General features: G+C 42.7%; 13 protein-coding genes. 6 read left to right on the top strand and 7 right to left on the bottom strand.

Translation table 11 applies throughout. The features are described from left to right. Nucleotides 1-496 precede the first annotated feature (496 nt). Nucleotides 497-871: a hypothetical protein gene (locus NSMS1_RS03780; protein ID WP_224091222.1), complete on the top strand. Its 375-nt coding sequence runs from the start codon at nucleotides 497-499 to the stop codon at nucleotides 869-871. A 115-nt stretch (nucleotides 872-986) separates the two neighbouring features. Here the strand turns inward: NSMS1_RS03780 and NSMS1_RS03775 are convergent, their stop codons facing one another. The 3 genes from NSMS1_RS03775 to NSMS1_RS03765 all read right to left on the bottom strand — a co-directional run bounded on the left by NSMS1_RS03775 (nucleotide 987) and on the right by NSMS1_RS03765 (nucleotide 3,771). Next, nucleotides 987-2,246: a nicotinate-nucleotide--dimethylbenzimidazole phosphoribosyltransferase gene (locus NSMS1_RS03775; RefSeq protein ID WP_224091217.1), complete on the bottom strand. Its 1,260-nt coding sequence runs from the start codon at nucleotides 2,244-2,246 to the stop codon at nucleotides 987-989. A 70-nt stretch (nucleotides 2,247-2,316) separates the two neighbouring features. Beyond that, on the bottom strand, nucleotides 2,317-3,060 hold the full coding sequence (locus tag NSMS1_RS03770; protein ID WP_224091216.1) for a DUF2232 domain-containing protein: 744 nt from the start codon (nucleotides 3,058-3,060) through the stop codon (nucleotides 2,317-2,319). A 12-nt stretch (nucleotides 3,061-3,072) separates the two neighbouring features. Beyond that, nucleotides 3,073-3,771, bottom strand: a complete 699-nt coding sequence (locus NSMS1_RS03765) for a Crp/Fnr family transcriptional regulator (protein WP_224091215.1) — start codon at nucleotides 3,769-3,771, stop codon at nucleotides 3,073-3,075. A 655-nt stretch (nucleotides 3,772-4,426) separates the two neighbouring features. On the opposite strand from NSMS1_RS03765, the gene NSMS1_RS03760 reads away from it, so the two are divergent. Both NSMS1_RS03760 and NSMS1_RS03755 read left to right on the top strand, forming a co-directional pair. Further along, a complete protein-coding gene (locus tag NSMS1_RS03760; RefSeq protein ID WP_224091214.1) occupies nucleotides 4,427-8,656 on the top strand; it encodes a hypothetical protein in 4,230 nt (1,409 codons plus the stop codon). 243 nt (nucleotides 8,657-8,899) lie between these two features. After that, entirely contained in the window at nucleotides 8,900-9,499 is a 600-nt protein-coding gene (locus NSMS1_RS03755; RefSeq protein ID WP_224091213.1) for an MBL fold metallo-hydrolase, read from the top strand. A 294-nt stretch (nucleotides 9,500-9,793) separates the two neighbouring features. On the opposite strand, the gene NSMS1_RS03750 is transcribed toward NSMS1_RS03755, so the two are convergent. Continuing rightward, nucleotides 9,794-14,833 (bottom strand): choice-of-anchor I family protein, encoded by a 5,040-nt coding sequence (locus NSMS1_RS03750; protein ID WP_224091211.1) that lies wholly within the window; start codon nucleotides 14,831-14,833, stop codon nucleotides 9,794-9,796. Nucleotides 14,834-15,300: 467 nt separating this feature from the next. On the opposite strand from NSMS1_RS03750, the gene NSMS1_RS03745 reads away from it, so the two are divergent. The 3 genes from NSMS1_RS03745 to NSMS1_RS03735 all read left to right on the top strand — a co-directional run bounded on the left by NSMS1_RS03745 (nucleotide 15,301) and on the right by NSMS1_RS03735 (nucleotide 19,199). Further along, entirely contained in the window at nucleotides 15,301-16,479 is a 1,179-nt protein-coding gene (locus NSMS1_RS03745; protein WP_224091201.1) for an anhydro-N-acetylmuramic acid kinase, read from the top strand. A 368-nt stretch (nucleotides 16,480-16,847) separates the two neighbouring features. After that, nucleotides 16,848-17,288 carry a hypothetical protein gene (locus NSMS1_RS03740; protein ID WP_224091198.1) on the top strand — a complete coding sequence of 147 codons (441 nt, stop codon included), beginning with the start codon at nucleotides 16,848-16,850 and terminating at the stop codon, nucleotides 17,286-17,288. A gap of 348 nt (nucleotides 17,289-17,636) precedes the next feature. Continuing rightward, nucleotides 17,637-19,199: a serine/threonine protein kinase gene (locus NSMS1_RS03735; protein WP_224091196.1), complete on the top strand. Its 1,563-nt coding sequence runs from the start codon at nucleotides 17,637-17,639 to the stop codon at nucleotides 19,197-19,199. 469 nt (nucleotides 19,200-19,668) lie between these two features. Here NSMS1_RS03735 and NSMS1_RS03730 read toward each other — a convergent pair whose 3' ends face one another. The 3 genes from NSMS1_RS03730 to NSMS1_RS03720 form a co-directional block, all read right to left on the bottom strand. After that, on the bottom strand, nucleotides 19,669-19,866 hold the full coding sequence (locus tag NSMS1_RS03730) for an NblA/ycf18 family protein (protein ID WP_067769502.1): 198 nt from the start codon (nucleotides 19,864-19,866) through the stop codon (nucleotides 19,669-19,671). 642 nt (nucleotides 19,867-20,508) lie between these two features. Beyond that, entirely contained in the window at nucleotides 20,509-21,228 is a 720-nt protein-coding gene (locus NSMS1_RS03725) for a Stp1/IreP family PP2C-type Ser/Thr phosphatase (RefSeq protein WP_224091193.1), read from the bottom strand. Between the two features lie 22 nt (nucleotides 21,229-21,250). Next, complete coding sequence (locus NSMS1_RS03720; RefSeq protein WP_224091187.1) at nucleotides 21,251-22,936, bottom strand: ABC1 kinase family protein; 1,686 nt, start codon at nucleotides 22,934-22,936, stop codon at nucleotides 21,251-21,253. Nucleotides 22,937-23,007: the final 71 nt, after the last annotated feature.

Raw genomic sequence — 23,007 nt, 5'->3', positions numbered from 1 at the left:
CATAGACCCATAGCTACTTAATTGTCGAATATTATTTTTCATTTCTGGAAATATCAATTAATTGCTCGGACTTATCTCACCTCTCAAGCAGTTTCTACAAATGCAATTACTAGCAGACGGAACATTGTTATAGTTTCCTCATAGCTCAACTTTATTATCAACACGATAAGGTATTTATTAATACAATTTCATCAATACTAGCTATAAATATTGGTTAGATAAAATTGTTTATCTAAATTATTTGATACTTAGCTTGTTATATTCGATAGATATAACCCTTACACAGAAAGCGTTTGAGATAAAAATTGATTTGTGCTTAACACTTTTTAATTAAAAAATGAGCAAAGGTAATATAAATTATTGAATTGTATTTATAAATTAATAAATATGTTTAATGATTCAAACGAAGATTGGAATCATTAAATAATTCATAAGTATATTTAACATCGGCAGTAAATTGAATAACATAGAGAAAATGTGCGGACGAGGGTATTAAATGGAGCCATTACAACAACAGATCCTGACTTTGAGTCATAAGCTGGATGCCCTCTACCAGGTTATTGAGCAGCTTGACGTAAAAGTCGCTCAAGCTTTTTCGGAATGTTCCTTAGCCAGAACAGAAGCAAAAGAAAATTATCTGGAGAATAGTGAGACAAGCAACTACCATTTCAAAGGACATATCGGTTTTAATCAGGAACTAGAGCATAAGGACGTTTTAACTGACGGCGTTTATCTAGATATGAGTCGTCAAAGTGGAGAAAAAATATTATCACCAGAAATTCAAATACAACGACTAACAGCCCAATTAACCGCAGCCTACAATCGTATTGCTGCTTTAGAAGAACAATTACTTAGAGAAAGAATCCATTAACTAATTAGTCAAAAATCAGTCTTCCAATCTTACCGGGGTCTTAATGAGTCCGGTATTTTTGATGTTAGGTCAGTTGACAGTTGACAGGTTAAGTTCACTGTCCATTGTCCACTTTCTACTCCCCACTCCCCTTCTCTAACCGTTGAATTTGGCTTTCAATGGCTTGTAGAAGTTGATTTTGTTGCCAATTCTTGTAAAGATTAGCGGCTATACAGGCAGCGCCAGCACCTACGCCTTCTTTGACAAAGCCTTTTTCATAGGCTTGGAGTTGGGGATAACGAGAATCAGCAAAACTCAACTGGGTGGCTAAGAGTGGGGGTACTGTCATTTGAGGATATTGGCTGTTTTTACCTATATTCAAGGCTAATTCTACAGTGCTGCCTGTAGGGTCTTCGGCTACCCATCGAGTTGTGCCTACGACCACGGCTGTAGGTTGCCAGAATAAATCATAGGTTTGAGCGATCGCACTCGCCAACGCATAAACCGCTAACATTTGCGTACCCCCAGCCAACATCACACCACAACTGCGACTAGCCGCGATCGCCATTCCTGCCACAACCACCTGCATAGGATCGCCAACTGCGGCAACTAGCTTTAACGGGTCAACTTGGGAGGGGGGAGTAGGGAGTGGGAAGTGGGGAGAAATTCTTAATTTTGAATTTTGCGGAAAGTTGCGGTGCGGGGGTTCCCCCCGTTGAGCAAACTTTCCAAGACGAATTTTGAATTTTGAATTGATTACTCCCTCATTCCTCCATCTCCTCAAACCCTCTTGCACCACTTGCCACTTCTGCTCATGGTTACAGACTGGATGACTGCTGTTGACTTTGCCGGCTGCCTCTATCCCTAAGCCAGTTAAAATTGCCAGAGCGGTTGTAGTACCACCAACAACACATTCGCTGAGAATTACGTATCCTTGGGGAACTTGAGTAGCCAAGCGATCGCCCCAAAGCAGACCTTGCTCAAACAGGTGGTGTACAGTTGTTAAATCCATTGCTGCGCCTGTACTTAAACATTTGGCAGCACAGCCATCTAAATCAATCACTGGTATAGCGGGTGACTGAAGTAACCCAGCATTAAATAAATAAACAGGAATGTTGAGTTCTTCTACTACGGCACGGGAAATGAGAACAGGTGATGCACCTGCTGTCAGGGGTGGGAGAGGATATTGGGGCTGATGTGCTGCACCGTAGTATAAAAACTCAGCATCAGCGCAAGCCGTGTACTTTCGATCTTCTGGAGTCAAGCCAGCCGCCGAAATGCCGGGAATTAACCCAGTTTCCGTAAAACCGAGAATACAAGTAAATAGGGGTGAGCGATCGCTATATCGTCGCAACCAAGCCTCACCCTGTTCGATTTGAGTATAAATGTTGATCATTAGTCATTAGTCAACAGTCATTAGTCAACAGTCAACAGTCAACAATGGACTATGGACTACTGACTAAACCTTAATAATCCATCAAAACTTGTACCCAATGGGGAGGGCGGGGAATGGGATTTCCTAAACGGTCTAGAAGCAGCAAGGCAGCTAAATGTACAACAAACAGATAGATAAAGTTATTGATGACAATTAATGCTACTGCCCCAAGCTGAATTAAAAATACACTAGGAGTATTTAACAATCCCAACTTCAAGAATATCCACTCTATCAGTTCTGTTACTTGGGTAATTAAGTAAATCCATAGGTCTTCCCCGGACAACACCGATAATAACCACAATCGGAAAAAGACACCTAAAGTACCTAATAGCGTACCTAAAGTAATTGAAATAATCCAAGGAGTGCGACGATACCATGCTGCGCCGAGTAGCACACCCATAAAGGCAAAAGGCATGACAAACAACAAGCTACGGACTGGCCCCATCAGCACAGACAACAGTAAACCAGAAGTTACAGCCGCCATCCATGCCGCTCGTCTACCCCAACGTAGGTAAACTAGAGCGATCGGCACGGGGAAAAATATCCGCAACACCGGGCCAAGGGGAAAGTAGAAATTGATAAACCAAATTAAGCCAGAAGCACTTGCTAAGAAAGCCGTCTCTACCATCCTTAAGGGAGCATCAACTTTCAGTTGGGGAGATAGTAAGGTGTTTTGCTTTGGTTCTGGGTTATCTGATTTTGAGTTATGTTCGGTTTGAGATTCAGGGGATGTATCTTCCTCTGGCTCATCTGGCAGAGAATCTAAAATACTCATCGGGAAAATTGATTAGATTAACATCTTTTCTAAGGCTGACAAATCAGGGATACAAATAGTGTCTTGATCTCGCTTAATCAAGCCTTTTTTTTCCAGCCTTGTCAAGACCCTAGTGACAGTTTCGCGTGCCAGACCACTCAAACTACTCAGTTCACGATGCGGCAAATTAGGGATTTCGGTTCCTGTTTGCCCCCGTTTTCCTTGACCTTCTGCCAAAAATAGCAAAGTATCTGCCACTCTAGATTGACTATCAGATTCTCGCAAGCGCAACCGCCGATTTACTTGACGCAAGCGCCGAGCCATCAACTGTGATAAACGCACGCCCGCCAAAGGTTCTGTATGCAGCAGTTTGATAAAATCTTGGGAAGGCATACTACCAATTACTGTAGTAGTTAGAGTGATCACATCCGTAGAACGGGGTACTTCATCTAGGGCAGCCATTTCCCCAAATAATTCTCCTGTGCCAAGAATATTTAGTGTGACCTCTTTTCCTTCTAGATTGTAAGTGCGGATTTTTACCCAACCTTCGACTATAAAATATACAGCTCCGCCCCAGTCATTTTCTAGTAGAATGACCTGATTAGCTGGGTGTGTACGTGTAACAATATGATTGAGAGCTATTTCTACAGCAGTTTCTGGTAGCCCTTGAAAAAAGGGAGCCGAGATCATCCAGGGATTAGTAGGGGACTGCAAGCTATATCGGTCTTCCATTAGGACACTATGATGATTAAGCTGCTATGTGAAAACAAAATTAAAGAGCTATACCTTAGCCTAAGCTATTGAGTACTAGTTATTACATAAATGTTTTTAAAATCTTATCCTATAGATGAAAACTAAGTCACGCTTTTAGAGGCTGCTACGCTTTCTTGCGGACGGAGAAATAGCTAAATAATATTAAAATTAGCGAATTTGGACTAAAAACTCAGTTATTGGTAAAAAATCCAACTAAATTAAAAATCAAAGGAATAAGCCAGCGATCGCAAAAATATTTTAAAAAGGTAGCAGATGCTTTCTTTGCGCTACTCGTAATCGGGTTCTATATTGGTTATTTCCTAATTCTAGTCTTTGCCCCGGCATTTTGTTTGATAAGCAAAGTAGTGTTACACACTAAGCAGTTTCTTGGCGGTTTGGATTTTTTTATGTTTTCATACTATGAAGTCCCACAGACTGTAACATCATTCGAGTGCTGTTAGCGGTAGCGGCGCGTTTAGCGCGTGCTGGGTGCTGAGTGCTGAATCAATAGTCTATAGTCCAGAGTTTTTTTGACTAATGACTAATGACCAATGACTAATGACCAATGACAAAGTAATTGTAAATTAATTTTCTAAACCAGTTAACCTAAAATTTCTAGATAAGGTAATTTAAAGTGACTTCCCGCACTGATGAAATTCAAAAACTGATTGCAGATATTGACAATTTACTCAACAGCAATGGCAAGCGCCTGTCTAGGCTTTTGTCTGGTCAGGCGCAAGAGCCAAAAGAGGTTTTAGAAAGAGTCCGCAATTTTTTGGTCAGTCTCCAAGATATTGAAACATTGGAGAATGAACCCAGCAGTCATACGCCTTTGGTGACAAAGTTTGTGGGTCAAGGTCAAAATCAGCCTTTACTGCAAAATAATCAACCCCAAGAAGATAATAATTTTGTATTCCAACAATTTAAAAGTGAATTATCGGAATTAATCCAGCCCTTGCAAGGAGAAATTACAGCACTGTTGCAAGAGCGGACAATTTTAGCACAAGAAATTAGACAACTAGAGCAGAAGCGATTACAAAATTACTCCTTAAGTCAGCAGTTAGCTAACCAAGAGCAGATTATTACAGACTTTTTACAAGTCCTGATGAGTCGCTTAGTGCCAGTTATGAACGTCCATATTGCTGAAGGTGGGATTAATCCTGAGACTTATACTAATGCTGTGAATGGCAGCAGATTGGAATTATCACCCGCAGTTGCGCCAAGTTGGGAGTCATCAGAACAGGGAGAAAGGTTATCAAAATTAACCAAAGAGTTAGATCAACACTTGTTATCGCTTGATGGTACTGTTAACGTTGTTTTTGAAGCGTTACAGCGTAATATTAATACTTATCACGAATCCCTGTCGCAAGCGATCGCCAGAATGCACAGCACAGGATTACAAAGTGAACAGTTGATGGCTAGTTTCCTCAACAATTGGACACAGAATCTACAACAGTTAGCCAATTTCCAGCCGCCTGTTCCCCAACCCGATACCCCACCTACAGCTACACAGCCATCACCAACTCCGGCTCAAACTGTTATAGAAGTTTCCCCACCAGCAGAGTCTAACAGCACCACACCAACTCAAGAATTAGCTCCTCCAGCCGAAAGCGAAGAACTCGATACAGATGAGCTAGATGCAGTGCTAATGCAGCTTGGTGTTGATGAACCTTTCACTTTAGAGAGTCCTAACAACCTCACTACTTTGCTTCCTAATAGTTGGGAATTGGCTAATGATGAAGTTGATCTAATTTACGCCAGTTTGTTTGGTAGTGATAATTTTACTAATGCTAGTCTTGAACTCAACCCAGATTTAATTACCCCTGATTTACTGGATCTGAATGTTGATGATCATCCCCCAGTAAACACAAGTAACTCTCTAACAGAGCAAGATACAGCAGCAATTATGCCGGAGGCATGGTTTGATCAATCAGATGATTTGTTTGATTTTACCGATCCTCAAGAAATATCAGTTTTGTCACCACAAGTTACTGACTCATCGACAGACTCAGCAATAACTTCGTTATTGTTTGATGAATCTCAGACAAATCTGTTCGATTTTAATGATACTTCCGAGTCGGAAACCCAGATTTCGCCATTACCTACTGATGTAACGCTAGAACCAGAAACCCAGATTTCGCCATTACCTACTGATGTAACGCCAAAACCAGAAACCCAAGCGCCGCCATTACCTACTGATGTAACGCCAGAACCCCAAGCTTCGCCACCAATCTCTACCGACTTAACTCCAGAAACTCAACCGAGTGCTACTATATCGCCAGTTGGAACTACTGGAATTGTGACTGCACAACCAACTATCACCGATACAGTTACATCATTGGTGGACATAGATTTTACAGAGGAAGAACAGCCATCTGATGTTTCTTTGTTGTTAACAGATACGGAAAAACTAAGTGTAACTGTAATTACGCCAAAGCCAGAAGTTTCTCCTCCCCATACGGAGCCTGAGCAGTCATCAGATAATTATATTCCCGCTTCACCACAGGAAAATTTACTTTCTACGGAAGTAACTCAATTAGCAAGTCCACCGGATATTTCTCTTAATCAGGAGCAGTGGCTAAAATTACATCAAGATTTAGCTAAATTTGATGAGCCAGAATCAGCAACTAACTCAGATTCTTTAGAGGCTTTATTTACGCCTCAACAATTGCCACTTGAACCAAAAATTACGGAAAAAACACCTGTTTCCGATTCTGTAGAGGCTTTATTTGAAACTCAACAACTACCGCCTGAACCAAAAATTACGGAAAAAACACCTGTTTCCGATTCTGTAGAGGCTTTATTTGAAACTCAACAATCACCACCTGAACAGAAAATTACTGAAAAAAGTAATGTTGTTGCTTCACAGACAGCCTCTAAACCCCAGGTAAACAGTGTTTTAACTTTTACTTCCCACACTGAAAAAAAAGCAGAAGTATCCAACTCTGGTCAAACTGCTGCTGTTGCACCAACTAACACGGTAAATAATCACACTGAGACTACATCCCGTAGTTCCGATTCATCTTGGTATTTGGGCATTGATTTAGGAACTACAGGAATTTCTGCGGCTTTGTTAAATCGCTCTACTGGTGTGGTTTATCCTATCTTTTGGTCAACGGAAACTCAACCAGGAGCAAATTCCTTCCAACAATCTTTCCGACTACCAGCAGAAGTTTACTTACCGACTGCTTCTGTAACTCAGACTACCCCAGATAAAGAGGCTGCTGATACCAAGAATCATCTTTATTCAGTCCAATTGAAGCCTTATTTACAGGTAGCTATCCCTTATAAGAATGAACAGCAAAAATGGGAACCTGTACTGCAATTTAATGAATCTTCGGCTGGGCCTTTAATTTGGGTGGTGCGATCGCTCTCTAAATTACTCTTGACCCTCAAAGCCGACCGCTACAGTACCACCCAAGGCTTAATTGCTACGGCTGTCGGTCTTAATCAACGCACTTTTCATAATATCGTCAGTAATATTGCGGGGATTATTTGTAACTGTCCTTCCAGTTGGTCAGAACAATATCGCTTCAATGTGCGGGAAGCTTTACTCACAAGTAAATTAGTCCAACACCCGCAACAAGTATTCTTTGTAGAAGAAGCGATCGCTAGTCTTCTCAGTTTCATTGATGGTAGTAATGGAGAAGCTGTTAAATTAAGCACTCCCCAAGGTTTATCTCCAGCCAAAACTAGCGACCACTCCCTGGTGGGTAATACCTTAATCATGAATATTGGCGCTACTGCCACAGAAATGGCTCTGGTAGATATTCCTGAGAATCTGTCGCAACTGAGCTATAACAATTTTATGCTTCACAGTTTTGCCTACGCGAGCAAAGGACTGGAGCAGGATATTATTTGTCAGTTACTTTTATCACCCAAATACCGCAAATCTCGCTGGGAAAACCCAGAAGATAGCCAGAAAATAACCAGTAACCCTTGGCAATGGCAACCTTCTGTCCCTGGTTTAGACCGGATGCAGTGGCAAAGTCTGGGCTTGGAAGAATTAGAATTGCCCCGATTGGGAGAACCCGATATTCCCGCCCGGATTCGCCTCCAGCAGCATTTAGAAAGTTCTCTTTTAGGTCAAGCCGTCCTTGATGCAGCCTTGGCATTAAAGTTGATTTTGCAGCATCAAGAATCTTTCACCCTAGAATTAGCAGACCAAAGGTGGACATTACAGCGTCGAGAATTAGAAAGCCAAGTCTTTATCCCCTTTGCCCGGCGCTTGAACCGCGAACTCAACAAACTATTAGTAGCCCGTGGTATTCCCACCGAAGCCATTAATCAAGCCATTATCACTGGTGGCGTGGCTAATTTAGGGGTTGTCAACCTATGGCTGAGGCAAAAACTCCCCAATGCCAAAATTATTCAAGACTCATACCTGGGAGAAAACGGTGCGCCTAACTGTAGCCGTGTAGCTTGTGGTTTAGCTTTACTACCCTTACATTCCCAAGTCTTGGAAGATTCTCGACATCAATACACCGACTACTTCCTGTTTACAGAATTGTTGCGACTATTACCAGACAGGGCGTTATCTTTTAGCGAAGTGCTGCATTTATTTGAGGGACGTGGTATTAATACCAGTATTTGTCAGCAAAGACTGTTAGCTTTCCTAGAAGGAGAACTACCCCCTGGCTTAATCCCTGCACAGCCTGAGTCTAGTTGGCTAACTCAAACATCTCTAGACAATTTTGATTATCGCGCGATCGCTAACATTCCTCTGTTTGAAAAACAAGGCAATCTCACCTACCGACCCAATTCCCAACAATTAAAATCACTCTACCGTTACCTTGATGCTATTAAAGCCAGCACCCAACAGTCATTAGAAGAACCTTATACGGTGAATTTTGTTTCTGTATAGAAAGAGGGAGTGGGGAGTTGGGAGTTGGGAGTGGGGGAAGATGAGGAGAGGGAGGAGACAAGGAGATGAGGGAGATGAGGGAGATGGGAAAGAAAGGGAAAAGCCTTTAATTACCGTCTTTTACCTCCTGCCTTGTCTTCGACACGCTCCGCGAACTGACAACTGTCAACTGTCAACTGTTAACTGATAAATTAATGATGCTGGCTAATCAATCATTAGTGAAGGTATAGAACCAGAGTTATTATGAAATCCCTGCACCGTCCTGATCTTTATGGCTGGTCTACTTTCAACCCGGCAAGAAATATTGATTTTAATGGGTTCGCCTGGATTCGTCCCGATGGCAACATTTTGATTGACCCGGTAGCCTTATCAAATCATGATTGGAAACATTTAGAATCGCTTGGTGGTGTGCATTGGATTATCCTCACCAACTCCGACCATATTAGATCAGCCAAGGAAATTGTCGATCAAACATATGCCAAAGTAGCCGGGCCAGCAGCCGAAAAAGATTTTTTTCCTATATATTGCGATCGCTGGTTATCTGATGGCGATGAAATTGTTCCCGGATTAAAAGTCATCGAACTTCAAGGTTCTAAAACTCCTGGTGAGTTGGCGTTATTGTTGGAAGAAACAACTTTAATTACTGGCGATTTAGTACGGGCGTATCAAGCAGGTAGTTTGGGAATTTTAGCTGATGAGAAGTTGCAGAATAAGCAAGAAGCTGTAGCATCGGTGCGAAGATTAGCAGCTTTGGAAAAAGTAGAAGCTGTGTTAGTCGGCGATGGTTGGTCAGTGTTTAGAGATGGACGCGATCGCTTAAAAGAATTATTAGCAACGTTGTAACGATACTCACTAGGAATTTTACTAATTCGTAATTACGTAATTAAGATTAAGTAGCTCAGTGTTAAAGATTATCGCTATGGCAAGGCAGGAGGCAGTTCGCGGAGCGTGTCGAAGACAAGGCAGGAGGGAAGAGGGCTATAGCTTTGTTTACCTTTCTTAACTTAGTTTTGTTTTTTCTCACCGACTTACTTACGCATCAACATTATCTGTTTAGACTAGATGTAGGGGAGTAAGGGTTTAAACACCTATACCCTTACTCCTCTACATATTTAGCTATTATTCGTCCAAGTGGTATTACACTAGCACATTTGTACCGATCGCTAAATTATTCGCACTCACTCCATTTAAGACTACCAATGTACTAAAAATCGCCCCACCAACTGCGCCATTTTGGTCAATCTGTACCAAAGTCTTGCTACCAGATTGAGAGAATTGCAGGAAGTCGCTGGTAACGGAAGTTACACCCAAGGATTGAAACACAACCCTTAAATCCAGAATGTCTTGGCTGGTTTGGAAATCAGTTATGGTGTCTGTACCTTCATTCCAGGCATTGTAGACAAAGCGATCGCTACCATGACCACCCGTTAGGATATCCTTACCTAATCCCCCAATTAAGACATCGTTACCATTGCCACCGTTGAGGGAATCAGCACCAGCTCCACCCCACAAGACATCATCACCATTACCACCTATTAAGGTATCGTTTCCTCGGTTGCCATACAAGACATCATTACCATTACCACCGTTAATCGTGTCGTTGCCGCTTCTACCATTAAGGGTGTCTTGACCATTACCACCATTTAAAGTGATACCTGCCTCAATATTAAATTGGGCAACCACCGGATCATGGTCACTGACTTGATCCGCAAACTCAGAGTTGATGTGAACCACATCATAGCCATCCAACAGGGAGAATAAATTCTCACTCACCAAGACGTGATCTAGTGCTTGCGCGTTGCCTTGGAAGTTGTAGGTATAACGCTCATTCTCTGGTAAGGTTTCAATCAGAGTATTTAATCCACCACTTTCTAAAATGCTGACTGGTTGGGAAAACTCAAAGTCGTTCAAGTCACCCGCCACAATCACATTAGCATTGGCATTAGTGGTGAGAATGCCCTGAACAAAATTGCTGACGATGGTGGCTTGTTGATTGCGTTGAATTTCGCTGCTGAGGGCGGGGGGTTGGTTGGGGCCGAATAAGGGTTGATCACCGCCTTTGGAATTAAAGTGATTCCCTACAACTGTGACTATTTCACCATTAAAGAAGAACTGACCCACCAATGGTTTACGGCTATTGGCGAAAGCATCTCCATCTTCCAAGTTAGTATCTGTTAGCCGTCGTAAAGAACGTTCCACAAAGCGAACCCGGTTAGGGTTGTACAGGAAGCCGACGCGAATGTTACCCCCTGGTTCTCCGCCGTCTTGGTCATCAACAGGGTTGATTTGCCGATATTCGTAGGTGGGGCCGCCAGCCGCAACAATGGCATCAACCAATCTCTGGAATGTGACACTGGCATCAACTACACTATCGTTGATGGGGCCGTTGTTGTCCTGAATTTCCTCCAAACTGATAATGTCGGGCGATCGCAAATTGTTGACAATTGCAGCAGCTAGGGCGTTAAACTTTGCCCCATCATCACCAGGGTCGAGGTTTTCTACGTTAAAGGTAGCAACTGTTAATTGAGTGGTGCTACCAGTTAGGTTTGTGACTTCTTTTTGTAATGGTGATGGCTGTACCACTGTTGGGGCAGATGGCACTAATACTTCATAATTGTTGAAATCGTAATTGACTACACCTGTAATCGTGCTGAGTTGCGACCCTACATTCACACTCGGCAAGGTAGTAGACCCGTTGATTAAATCATCAATTTGAATCCGTTCTGGGTTGAAATCGCTAGGTGTAATCAAGCTACCACCGCGTGCAGTGCGGCTAGTGGCATTTATCCCATTATCGGCTAGTACCCAAATTTCTTCCGAGGAACCAAAGTTAGCTGTCGGGGAAGTAGCGACTGGATTGTTAACTTGGACTAACATTCCTTCCAAGCTTTCGTAGAAGTCGATACCTTCATTAATTGGATCGAAATCTCCCCCTGTTTCCACATTGCCTTGGGTGGTGAAGTCGTTGTTAATTACCTGAGTTGGTATCGTCCGTCCGCCACTACCTAAGATAGTCGGGGTAATAGTGGTGTTAGGTGCAGTTGTCCAAGCACTCACACTCAAGGATTGCACACTGTTGTTATTGCCGATTTGGGTAACAGTCAAGTTGTTAGCACTACCACCAGGACGAAACTCGGAAACCGTACCACTCACCAAGACAGCTTCTCCCACTCTCCGGGCGCTGAGTATGAGAGAGTTATTAGTAAAGACGAAAATCCCTTCGGAAGTTGCTATATTGTTGTCGGGATTGGGGTCTTGGATGTAGAAACCGTTGGATGCGATCGCCGTAACAATACCTTGAACATTTCTTACAGCCTGACCATTGAAGGGGGAAATGTGGGTAGTGCCTTGAATATCACTGATACGAACGGGGGGTGTAAATTCAAATACACCTACAGTTCTACTAACTTCGTTCGCTGTCACCAACAAAGGTTTGCCTGTGGGGCTATCAGCAGCTGAAATAAAGGTTAAACCTTCAATAGCAATATCTTCTGGTGTATTGATGTACTCAATAAATTGTGGTCTAGTTGGGTCGGTAACTTCGTAAACAATGATATCTCCCGTGCGTTCAAGTCCGATAAAGGCGTAGACGCGATTATTGACTACACCAATAACCACTCCTTCAGGTTCGGGGCCTTTATTGTCGCTGCGGGTATCGAAGTTGGGAGAGGTAAAGCTACCATCAGAGTTGAATAAACTGGGTACTTGGGCAGCAGTGATTCGCTCTAGCTGATCACCACTATCAAACACTAGATTGCCGTTGCTGTCCCTGATAGAGAACGATCGCCCACCAAATGCCTCAATCCGGTCAAAATCCCCATCCCCATCGGTATCTCCTGTAGCATTCGTCACTGTTAATCGTCCCAAGTTGGCATTTTGCTTCAAAGTTGCCGCATCAGGAAAGATAGTGGGATCGAGAACATAACTATTGCTACCAACCCTTACCTCTTCACTGAAACCAGTATAATCACGGGAATCACCTTCATTGGCAGTGATGTAGTAGGTTTGCCCATTGACCGTATAGCTGGCGATCGCATCCGGTTGATACAATCCAAAGACTGGAACCTGACGAATATTAATCCCATTATCGCGATCGCTGGGGTCTATGCCATTTCCTGGCAGGCTGTAGTCTTTTCTCCCCAAAGGTATAATCTGTGTCACCGTTGCCGTGGCTATATCGACAATTGCTAGGGCGTTGTTTTCTTGCAATGTCACATAAGCTTTTGTCCCATCTCCAGAAAAAGCGATGTATTCTGGTTCCACATCTTGAGCGACGGTAGCACCTGGCCCAAAAATCCGCACCCCTGCTGCCTTCAAAGCATCAATTTGACTATTAAAGGCAGTGAAGCCAGCAGTTTGTACAGTGGCATTAGCAACCCCATTCGCCAAGTTAATAATACTAACTGACCCTTCTGGATCAAAAGAATTGGCTTGTCCGTAACTATTGGGTTCCCCTTCATTGGCAGTTAACACCTTCGTACCATCGGGGGTAAAGGTGAGCATATCTGGTAGGTAGCCCACTTCCACGGAGTTCAAGAAAGTACCATCAGCCGCATTAAAGAAGCTAACTCTTCCAAGAAGTTGAGCGTTATTTGTAGTATTACGAATGGCATAGGCTACAGCTACCGTCCCATTCTTAACTGCCACGCTGTTGGGAATAATTTCGTTATCAGCAGGTACAGTAAACCCAGGATTTAAACTACCTGATGCTGTCAAAGCTCCTGTATTACTGATGCTGTAGATTTCGACGGTGCTACCTGCTACCACGAATAGGCGATCGCTTGCCGGATCAAAGGCGGGAATCTCCGCCCCATTGGCACTAGTAAAGCTACCAACCTTCCTTAATGTACCTGTGGTATTATCGGCAATGGTAACAGTAGCATTGTTAACTGCACCCAAGTCATAACTGACTCCATCCACTAAAGAAAGGATAACCGTTTCATTCCCTTCGGTTGTGGCATCGTTAACCGGAGTAATAGTAATGGTGGCAGATGCTTGACCTGCGGGAATGACTAATGAACCTGTCAACCCGTTATAATCTATACCATTAGTAGCTGTACCGCTAACTGTGTAAGTCACAGTCAAGGCGGCAGTGGTGTCTCCAGTGCGGGTGAGGGTAAAGCTACCCGTGTTAACAGTGGTGCTAGATTCTGCGGCGCTAGCATCAGTTGCGGTAATACTTACCGTAGGTACTACTGGGGTATCATTATCTGTAATTGTGATGTTTTGAGTTGTGGTATTTCCCAGAACAATACCCCCAGAGGGATTGCTAATTGTCAGCAAAGCCGTTTCCGGGCCTTCAACCAACGCATCATCCACAACAGTAAAGGTCACAGCACCCGAAGTTTGTCCATTAGGAATTGTGATGATTGTGTTGCTAAGGCTGTAGTCACCTGCGGTAATTCCAGTTCCTGACACCCCAAGGGTTATAGTTTGATCATCTACCACAGCACTAGAAGCGGTAACTGTGATAGTAATTACCGTTTGACCAGCTTCCGAGCCTGTATTCCCACTGACTGAAAGATTAACTGAGGGGGTAGTAGAACCAACAGTAAAGGCAACGGCGCTAAAAGTCAAATCTGGGGTAATATTATCAAAACTCTGATCACCGGACGCATCTTGAGTAACCCAATTTGCCGCATTATTGATGAGTGACAGATAGCTACTAAAGCTAGCTTCTCCACTGCGAGTCCCTACGTAAGCGGCAATATCTGCCCCTGTGTCAACTGTCGATAAATCAAGGGCATTGACTCCCGCAGTTAACCCTGTATTCGTCAACAGTCCTGTTGTAGCCGTAAATCCACTGTTGGCGATCGCAGTAATAAAGGTGGGAGATGTAGCGCTGCCTTGATAAACATAAATCACTTCGTTATCAGCAGCAATCCCGCGATTACTTCCCCGTCCAGATACAGGTGTGACAACAGTCCCAGTGCTGGCGGTAATAGTACCTGAGCCAATATTGTCAATCCGCACAATCGTACCAGCCGCAACTAGACTTGTTGCCGTCCAGCTAAATGCACCTTCGTTAGTATCATTAAAGCTAGTACCGTTCCACTCGTTGTCCTCAAAAATCAGCACCTCACCTGGATTAATGTCGGTTAGTGCCACAAACGCAAGATTGTCATTGCCATCTGCGTTAAACCCAACAAAGGCAATGCTTCCCACTGTTAAGGCCATGAATAATTCTCCGTTAAAGATTGGTATTTGTATTTGGTGGTGTGATGTGTAACCCTACATAAATCGCAAGTAAAAAGGATGAAGTAGAGGCGATCGCTGTAAAAAGAAATTGCGCATGAAAAGACAGCACAGCAGATTTCCCTGTGTACTGAGGATATTTATGTAGAATTACAAATAGTTGATGTATTTTTTAGTTGTTTTCTTTAAAGAAGTTTACATATTAAAATTAAGAAAAAGTTAATAAAAGATTTAAAAGGAATTAATTGTAAGGAGATATACTGAATCTTTACAAAAACCTAATTATATAGGTGATGGTATAAGGAGAGATGAAAGGGATGGGCAAAATGAAGGTGATGAGATATGAGAAAAATAAAAATTCTCTAATCACCACTCCCCACTTATTTTGACAAAAAGACAAGCATCTCTTAAACTACAGCTTGCTATTAGCAACACTTATAAATAGTCTCATGTCTCTCACTGAAGCATCTGCCCTTCCCCAGCGCGTTATAGGTTTAATCAGTGGCACATCTGTAGATGGTATAGATGCAGCCCTAGTAGAGATTTCTGGTACAGATTTAGATATTAAAGTCGAGTTGTTAGCAGGAGAAACATATCCTTACCCTGCGGATTTAAGAGAACGCATATTAGCAATTTGTGCAGGTGAAGCTATTTCTATGTTGGAATTAGCGCAAATAGATGATGCGATCGCCCAAGCTTTTGCCCAAGCTGCCCAAAAAATTCAAGAAGGTCATCAGCCAGCAGTTTTAATCGGTTCTCACGGTCAAACTGTGTATCATAGACCACCACAAGCAAGGGAAGTAGGGAAAAAGAATCTTGGCTACACCCTCCAGCTTGGCCGGGGTGATTTAATTGCTTATTTAACAGGAATTACCACTGTCAGTAATTTCCGTGTTGCAGATATTGCCATTGGTGGTCATGGTGCGCCCCTTGTTCCCAGAGTTGATGCCTTTTTACTAAGCCATCCTCATGAGAGTCGTTGTATTCAAAATTTAGGTGGCATCGGTAATGTCGCTTACATCCCACCTCGTACCGATAACTGGCTTTCAAAAATTCGCGCTTGGGATACTGGCCCAAGCAATAGCCTATTAGATTTAGCAGTAGAACGTCTCAGTAGTGGTACTAAAACTTATGATGAAGGCGGTAAATGGGCAGCCAGTGGAACTCCATGTTATTCCCTAGTAGAACAATGGCTGACTCAAGAATACTTTCATTTACCACCACCTAAATCTACAGGTCGGGAGTTGTTTGGTGTAGCTTACCTAAATCAATGTTTCCAAGACGCGGAACCATACCAACTCAGCCCAGCAGATATGTTAGCAACAATCACAGAACTAACGGTAGCGTCCATTGTTCACAGTTACCGCACCTTTTTACCTCAAATGCCACAACGTGTATATTTATGTGGTGGTGGTAGCCGTAACCTGTACTTAAAACAAAGACTACAACTAGCCTTAGACACAATTCCCGTCCTCACCACAGACGAAGCAGGCTTAAACGCAGACTTTAAAGAAGCGATCGCCTTCGCCATTTTAGCCTACTGGCGACAACTAGGTCTTCCCGGCAACCTACCCACAGCCACAGGCGCACCAGCAGAAGTTTTGTTGGGAGAAATTCATCTAGCGTGAAGTCGGGGAGTGGGGGGAGATGCAATACGGTTCGGTTAAAGGGGAAAGGCGAAGGGGAAAAGGGAAGAAAAAACCTTTAACCCTTACCCTTTAACCTTTTCCCCAAACCAATTAATTATTAGTTCAAAATGCTTATCCGAACCGTATTGGGGGAGATGTGGTTCTCTGCGAGGCGCTAACGCGAACGGCTACGCGATAATCGAGCGGAGTCGAGATTCACCAACCGGGAGTGGGGGAGAAAAACTAATGACTGTTGACTATGGACTATGGACTAATGACCAATGACTAATGACTAATGACATTTTCCCCTTCCAGAATATATGGTTGATAGTCTAAGGACTACTCGATCAAGGCGAGGAAGATACAAGGTGGGTCATACTTTTTTATTGGAACCAGGACGTTGGACAATCCAAGGCAGTTGGTTAGAACGGAATGGTCTGCCCATCAATGTTAAGGGCATGATCTTGGTGGCTTGGAATCGGGATAATTGGTTTACTATGGCAGCCAAACTTGTATTTCCAGGTAGCGATCGCCCAGAGATGTCCTTACAGTATAAGGGGCGTTTGCATCAAGGAGAACGCCAATATACTTTTTTACTCCAACACAGTATTTTGGGGCAGGTTGAGGGTGAAGGCTGGATTGGGGTCGAGACAATTGTACAGCGTTATTGGGTAATGAGCGATCGGCAACGTCGTAGCGGATTTGAAACCCTGCACCGCATATCCGAAGACTCTTACTACTTAAGTAGTGGTGTTATGTCTGGTCATTTTTTAAGCAACACAATGGAAGCCAGTTTGGAGCGTCATTAGTCCATAGTCCATAGTCCATAGTCCATAGTCCATAGTTATTCTCCCTCATCTCCCCCCACTCCCTCATCTCCCGTATTTTCTTAAAGTTTTTGTGTAGTTTAAGTTATTTAATTACTTAAATTTGGGAAGACTAAAAGTAAATAAAAATCCTATGAAAAAATATCAGGATACATCTACCGCTATTTCTCTAAGTTGAACATAGGGGTTAGAAGCTACTGCCTAAAGACTAAAAAAGAGGTAGCTTAATTGTTGTGTAATAAGTTACATAACAATCAAGTTTAAAAATAATTAAGGTAAAAATCCTTCCGCCTTCCCTTTCCCTTTGTTAAATATTGGAGTCAAATTTATATGTCAGACCCCAACATAAATCGTGTTCTTGGCAATAGATACCAGCTTCAGGAGTTAATTGGTTCTGGAGCGATGGGTAAAGTTTATTGTGCTAAGGATGTTTTGTTGGGAGGTGTTCCTGTTGCGGTAAAATTTCTTGCCTTATCGATGCACAATGAGAAAATGCGTTTGCAAGAACGCTTCGAGCAAGAAGCGAAAACCTGTGCTTTACTTGGGCAAAGAAGTATTCATGTTGTGCGAGTGATGGACTATGGCGTAGATGAAAATAAAGTACCTTTCTATGTCATGGAATATCTACAAGGGCAAAGCCTCAGCCAAGTAATTCGCAAACAAAATCTATCTTTATCCAGGTTTGTAAGTATTACGCGACAAATTTGCTTGGGTTTACAGTCCGCTCATGATGGTATTCCTGTTGATGGCAAGGTTTACCCAATTATCCATCGTGATATCAAGCCTAGTAATATTTTGGTAATTCAAGACCCCAGTTTTGGAGAATTGGTTAAAGTTTTAGATTTTGGTATTGCTAAATTATTACAGTCTAATGGCGACCAAACAAAATTTTATCTGGGAACATTGGCTTATTCTTCGCCCGAACAGATGGAGGGCAAAGAATTAGATAATCGATCGGATATCTACAGTTTAGGTGTGATGATGTTTGAAATGCTCACAAGCAAAATGCCGCTAGTCGCACCTACCCATTCTTTTGGTGCGTGGTACAAAACTCATCACCTGCAACCGCCACGTACTATTGCTGATATTAGTTCTGAGTTAGCAATTCCCCAAGTACTAGAAAGTTTAGTTATGCGATGTTTAGCTAAGACAGCGAAAGAACGTCCTCAGAATATCGGTGAGATTTTGCAAGTTTTAGATTCTGTGGAACAGCAACTGAGTAAATACTCATTTAGGCAGGATAATCAAAACGAGTATCAACCCACCGCTACCTTAACTCTTAACGCTGCGGCTCAACCAGAGGTAAATGTAGATTCCCAGCCATCTTTACCTAAAGAAAAAGTTACTCATAATACTTCTTGGCCTCAAAATAAACCAATCGCTGATATAGTTTTTCCTCAGCCTATCAACGTCAACGGCGAAACTGTACCAGCTTTGTGGATAATGCTATCGGAAGCTGAAATCTATAAACGCCTCAGTTGTACCCGTTACAATCAATTTTTATTTATCACAGCGCCTCATCCTATGCTGTTATGGATCACAGTAATCCATAACCGTCAATATGGAGCTAAATGGTTGCCCTACTATCTTGACCTCAAAACTACTATGGCTCAAGAAATAGTCAGTTTGTTAATTAAAACTGGTGACTATCGGTTACTATTCTTTGCCAGGGAATCACCAAACCGTTGTTCTCATGTTTTAACAGCCACTGTTGCGCCGATTCAACGTCAACGACTGCAACAGTGGTTAGCTGTGGCAAGAACATTTGTGTCATCTGGTGATCCCCGAATGAGTAAAAACCTGCTTAAAGGAGAATATCAAAAGATTAAGCCCCAAGTATTAGCTAAGTTGGCGGCTATTAATACAGATACTCCAGTTAACCTGTACGGTTAAGGTAGATGAATTACGTTGCTCTTATGTTTAGACCCTACATCAGTAATATTGCAAATTATTACGCAATATGTAAACTTTTATGAAATATATATATATTTAGGTTGTAAGCCTTATTGGTAATAAATATAATAATCAACAGTGTTAGTAAATCAAAAACTCCTGATTAAACGTTAAGCAGGTTTTATTTACTTAAGGCGTTTGAAAGTTTAATGCCTGTAAGTACACAATGACTAACAATCATGTCCATAGATAAAATTTACTAGCACAAACAAAATTAATACACGAAGCGTCAAACGAGATTAAGTTTAAATACTACACAACGGCTAAAGTAATTGCCGCTTTTAGCTTTGGGTTATTAGTTTCAGTGTTGAGTTGATTTTGTCGAAAGTTGACGCCCCAGCATCCCCAGCTCCTTTCCTCCTGGGAACTGAGCAAGAGAAGGAGGTCGCCCACTGCGACACAAATTTCTCTATGCCATAGTGGAGCCAGAATCTAAGCCCCACTGATGTTTGAGTAATTCTTGATAGGTGGCTTCGCGGACAACCATTTGCTCATAAAGCTTGACTAAAAAATCTTTAGCTTGGTCATGGCTCATGTTTTGTACTTGAGTTGCGAATGAGCGAATGCTGAATTGTTGTTCCAAGGACAGTTCAATAGGTTGGTTCATAACAGACTCCTAATAGACAAGTGTAGAAGTTATGTCGGTTACAGAAGTCCCACAGGAATAGGACTTGTGATAGTACCTGCCCTAATTGTTCCTCTGTATTAAGAAAGATAACAATTATTTGACAGATTGCCTACATCCTTAATGGGTAATTTTCTGCTGTTTTTGGCTCTGTGCTTGAGCCTAGTGATATAGTACCCAAGTCTGTTTTGACAGATTTCGGGTAAGTTTACCTTGTTTTTTACGACTCTAACTTTACATATCCTTCTTTACTGGGTTGTTAACAGTTAACAGTTAACTATCAACAAAACTCATAAGAGAATATGTAACGTAAAAGCGTAATGTTTACCTAAGATGATTCCTCCAGCCGTAAACTTCTGTGAATGAGAAAGTTAACGGCAGGATAAGAAATCATTTAGTATTAAGATCGCATTATATGCGCCATACTTTATTATGCGCAAGATGTCAACCAACAAATTTTAGGTAAACTAAGCCGCCAATTGGGAATTTTGGGGACTAAAAGTATTTGTATCAAGTTGTAAATAGGAAAAATGCTCAGGTTGAACAAATTGCTGAGTATATTTACTAAATTTGTTATTAGTCATTGGTCATTGGTCATTAGACCGTAACTGTGGTGACTGTTGACTATTCAAGGGCGACTAGGACGACGGTGATATTGTCGTGACCGCCTTGTTCTTTGGCTGCTTCTACTAGGGAGTGGGCGGATTTTTCTAGGATGGAGGTGTGTTGCAGCTGATCGGCGATCGCATTATCGGCTAATTCTTCTGTGAGACCATCACTACACAAGAGTAAGCGATCGCCTGCTTTCACATCTAGGGGTTGTACATCGACCTGATGTAGGTCTTCTCGACCCAAACAACGGGATAACACATGGCGGAATGGATGCACTCTGGCTTCCTCGGCGGTGATGTCGCCGACTTGGATGGCTCTTGCTACCCAGGTATGGTCTTCTGTAACTTGCTCTAGCTGTGTCTGGCGGAAGCGATACAGGCGGGAGTCACCAACATGACCGCACCAAGGCTCGCCACGGAACATGACCACGACGACTGTAGTACCCATATCAGCCCGTTCAGGATGATTTTGCTGATCCTGGACAATGGCTGTGTTAGCACGCCATAAAGCTTGTTCTAGTAATTTAGGCGATGGCTCAGGAGCATCCCAATTAGATGTCAAATATGCTTGAATTTCGGTTGTAGCGATGCGACTGGCTTCTTCACCCCCTGCATGACCCCCCATACCATCAGCAACAATGAAAAATCGCCCTTCCGGGTCGATATAGTAATAATCTTGATTATTGGAACGAATAAGCCCCGGATCACTTAGACCCGTGAAGATCAGTTTCATAAATTTTTACTGCTAACAAAGATTAATACATACGGTCGTAACGGTCGAGGCGCAGAAGCAGGCGAATCAGTGTTACTGAAACGGCTGCGGCAATTAAACCAGCTACCACTGCTAACCATACATAATGATTTACTAACAAAATAGTAGCTGAAAGCGTAAATCCACTGATTATCAAAGCGTAAGTGATGCCAATTTGAATATTTCCCTGTCGCCGCAGGAGCCTTTCTGATTCTATAGAACGCACACGCACTCGCATATCCCCGCGTTCTAATTTTTCTAGGGTATCTTCTAATCTGCGTGGTAATCCAAAAGCAGTGGTACTAACTTGGACTGCTTGGCGGCTTAATTCATTCAGGAAACTATTGCCGTCTGAACCATTCATATCGGTCATAATCTGCATTGCATAAGGTTGGGCAACTTCCATAAAGTTAAACTCTGGATCTAAGCCTTTGCCTACCCCTTCTAGGGTGGAAAAAGCACGCATCACAAAGGTGAAAGTTGCAGGAAATCTAAATGGTTGATTATAAGCTATTTCGTATAAATCATCACTAATCGCCGCGACGGATTGATTCTCAAAGGGCTTATCCATGAAGTGGTCGAGCATATACTGCACCGAACGCCGCACAGGCCCCATATCTTCTACGGGAGCGATCGCGCCTAAATCTACGAGAGACTGGACTACGCGATCGCCATCTTTCTGAGCGATGCCAAACAGCGTTTGCATTAGCCCTTCGCGGATATTGGATTTAATCTGCCCCATCATGCCGAAATCGTAGAAAATCAACGCGCCATCGGCACTAACGGCAATATTTCCTGGGTGGGGATCGGCATGGAAAAAGCCGTTATTTAGTAGCTGCATGAGGTAGGCTTGAGCGCCTTGACGAGCTAGTACTTTTCTATCTAACCCTGCGGCCTCTATGGCTTCGTATTGACTAATTTTAATTCCTGGCAAGTATTCCAACGTTAGGACGCGCGGCGAAGCATAACGCCAATAAACTTTAGGCACTTTTACCCAGTCGTGACCTCGAAAATTCCGCCGAAAAGTGTCCGCATTACGCCCTTCATTAAGGTAATCAATTTCTTCCCAAAGAATGCGACAACATTCTTCGTAAATCCCTATCCAGTCGCGTCCCTTGCCCCATTTAGGATGACTTTGGAAGTATCGGGCAATACCTTTAAGAATTTGTAAATCTATCTCAAATAACTTTTTTAATCCGGGTCGCTGTATTTTCACAACCACAGATTCCCCACTATGTAACACAGCCTTGTGTACCTGACCTAAACTAGCGGCTGCTAGAGGTATCGGCTCAAAACTGTGGAATAGTTCGGGAATTTTTTTACCTAATTCTTGCTCAATAGTTTTTTCTACTTGCTCATAGCTAAATGCCGGTACTTTGTCTTGTAGCTTGGCTAACTCATCTACGTATTCGCTAGGAAATATATCTGCACGGGTAGAAAATAACTGCCCGACTTTAATAAAAGTCGGCCCCAAATCTAATAGAGTATTACGAATCCAGACTGCTTGAGCCTTACGCCGCGCAGCCTGTTTTGCTTCCGTAACACCGCCAGGATAACTCCAAGATTTGTTGTATCGCCAAAGCTTGAACATTAAGGTCAAGACAAAAGACCAAATGTCCACAAAGCGCCGCTTGCTAGAGTAGTTTTCTCGATTCCAACGGTAAGCCTTATCTGAATAAGTAGTTTCCATATCTTGCGCGTACCGTTGGTTTGTTACTGAATCACCTGGAAGAAAAGACACTCTGATCCCTAAACCGTTTT

It is taken from the genome of Nostoc sp. MS1 (genome assembly GCF_019976755.1).
Taxonomy (GTDB): Bacteria; Cyanobacteriota; Cyanobacteriia; order Cyanobacteriales; family Nostocaceae; genus Trichormus.
Note: the sequence above shows the minus strand (reverse complement) of the source record. Positions and strands in the feature narration are given on the sequence as shown.